Genomic DNA, 2,526 nt, shown 5'->3' with positions numbered 1-2,526 from the left:
TGAAGAGGGTTACTCTGTTAAAGAAGTCAGCCAAGAGCTTGATGTTCATGCCAATAGTCTCTATCGCTGGGTTCAAGAAGTTGAAGAATATGGAGAAAATGCTTTTCCTGGGAATGGGACAGCCCTACTTAATCTTTAAGTATATTTAAGTGATAAAAGTTTCATAATTAGTATGATAAAAAATAGAAGAGCATGTGCTCTTCTATTTTTTATCATACCTCAATCCCATCGCGTTGATTGAGACAATCACGGTTGAGATTGACATCAGGACTGCTGCAATGAGAGGGTCAATATAAATCCCTGTAAATGGATAAAGAATACCCGCTGCAACAGGAATAGCAATAATGTTATAGCCTGCTCCAAACCAGAGGTTTTGTTTCATTTTTCTAAGCATGCGTTTGGAGATATTAATCATATCCAAGACGTCACTTGGATTGGAGTTAACTAGGACGACATCAGCGGTACTGATAGCAACCGAAGTTCCTGCTCCAATCGCAAAACCAATCGTAGCAGTTGCAAGAGCTGGGGAATCATTGACACCATCACCAATGAAAAGCACGCCGGCTTTCTTTTGGTACTCTTTCACAATTTCTGCTTTATCTTCAGGTTTTAATTCCGCTCTAAATTCGGGAATATTTAGTGCACTAGCAATTTTTTGAGCAGTTTCTTTATTATCACCCGTGAGCATAACAGGGGTAATTCCTTGGGCTAATAAACCATTAATAAAGGCTTTCGCGTCTGATTTAGGAGAATCTCCTAAGGCAATAAATCCTAAAACATCTTGTTGTTCATTGATTAGGAAAGATATAGTTAAACCTAAATCTAAATATTGAGCAATCTTTTGTTCATCATAAGAAAGTTGATTTTCACGAAGATATTTATAGTTAACAATTTGATAAAAGTTTTGATTAACTTGCCCTTTAATCCCAACTCCTGGAATATTTTCAACCGCTTCAACTTTTAGATTTTCAAGAGGTTTAGCAGCTGAAACGATTGATTGAGCAATCGGGTGAGTGGAACTTCCTTCAAGTGCTGCCATGATTTGGAGAATGTCTGTTTCATCAGTAAAATCAATAACATTACGAACAATAAACTTACCGTCAGTTAATGTTCCCGTTTTATCCATTAAGGCATATTTAATTGTATTTATTTTTTCTAGAGAAGTTCTGTTTTGAATTAATAAACCATTTTTAGCAGAAATACTGGTTAGGCGAGAAACAACAAGTGGAACCGCAAGACCTAAAGCGTGTGGACATGCAATTACAAAAACAGAAACCGCAAGAAGTAGAGCAAAACTAAAGTTAGAACTAATTGTCCAAAAAACTAATGAAAAGATACCAACAATAAGTGCGGCATAGAAAAGGTAACCAGCCACTCTATCTGCCATATTTTCCAAATTAGATTTTTGAGCTTGGGCTTTCTTGACTAATTCGGCCACTTGATTGAGAAATGAATCTTTTCCAAGGGTTGTGACTTTCATCTCAAATGGTTGGTTTTGATTGAGGGAACCACCATAAACAAGGTCATTTGTTTTTTTATTGACTGCTCGGCTTTCACCAGTAATCATTGACTCATCAACGAGCGCTTCACTTAATATAAGGCCATCTGCAGGTATTTTCTCATTTTCTTTCACTAAAAGTAAATCGCCAACTTTTAGTTCTGAAAGCTCCACATCCTTCCCACTTTTTAAGTGAGCTTTTTTGGGAACAAGGCTTGCTAAATCTTTCAATGCATCGCCAGCACCCATGATTGCTTTCATCTCAATCAGGTGACCAATCAACATAATGACAATTAATGTTGCCAGTTCAAACCAGAAGTTCATGCCCATATGTCCGTTAAGACTCATGATTGTGGCATAAACAGAATAAGCATAGGCAACGGTAATTCCCATTGTAATCAGCATCATCATGGCTGGCTTACGGCTTTTTAATTCACCTTTTGCTCCGCTAAAAAAAGGAGTCCCAGAGTAAAAGAAGATAATTGTACCAAGGATAAGTTGCAAAATTTCACTTCCGGGGAATTTAAGGATAGTAAAGCCAGCGATTGGTGAAATGAGTAGTAGCGGAATCATAAGAATGATAGCCACTTTGAGCTTTTTACTCATATCACCCATATGCATCATGTGTCCTCCATGATTCATCATATCCATATTGTCCATATCATGCATATTATCCATATTGTGCATGTTGTGCACAATATGGTTTTCGTGCTCCATATCCATTATTTCATGATTATGATGATGCTCAGACATCATTTCATCGTGATTAGACGAATGAGTTTTATTTGACATATTTTCCTCCTAAATGAATGCTTTGAAATTTCTATCTATATTCTATATATAGTTTACATTTGTAAACTATTAAAGTCAAGGAAAAAAGTTGTATTCTATAAATGTTACAGGTTCTGTTGCAAAGTTTTCCAAAAAATCTATTTTAGTGTAAAATTGAGAAAAAAGACAGAGAGGACAGAGTAATGAATCATTTTAAAGGCAAACAATTCAAAAAAGACGTCATTATTGTCGCTGTT

The 2,526-nt window shown here is 36.1% G+C and carries 1 protein-coding gene and 1 pseudogene; one reads left to right on the top strand and one right to left on the bottom strand.

The genetic code is table 11. The annotated features are described in order from the left end of the window. Positions 1-133: pseudogene (locus tag HZR21_RS11395) on the top strand (transposase); the annotation flags it as partial. Positions 134-202: 69 nt separating this feature from the next. On the opposite strand, the gene HZR21_RS11390 reads toward HZR21_RS11395, so the two are convergent. Then, positions 203-2,290, bottom strand: coding sequence for a heavy metal translocating P-type ATPase (locus HZR21_RS11390; RefSeq protein WP_180747704.1), 2,088 nt, complete (start codon positions 2,288-2,290; stop codon positions 203-205). Positions 2,291-2,526 lie beyond the last annotated feature (236 nt).

It is taken from the genome of Pseudolactococcus laudensis (assembly GCF_013449735.1).
GTDB classification, from domain to species: Bacteria; Bacillota; Bacilli; order Lactobacillales; family Streptococcaceae; genus Pseudolactococcus; species Pseudolactococcus laudensis.
This window is presented reverse-complemented; position numbering and strand designations above follow the sequence as displayed.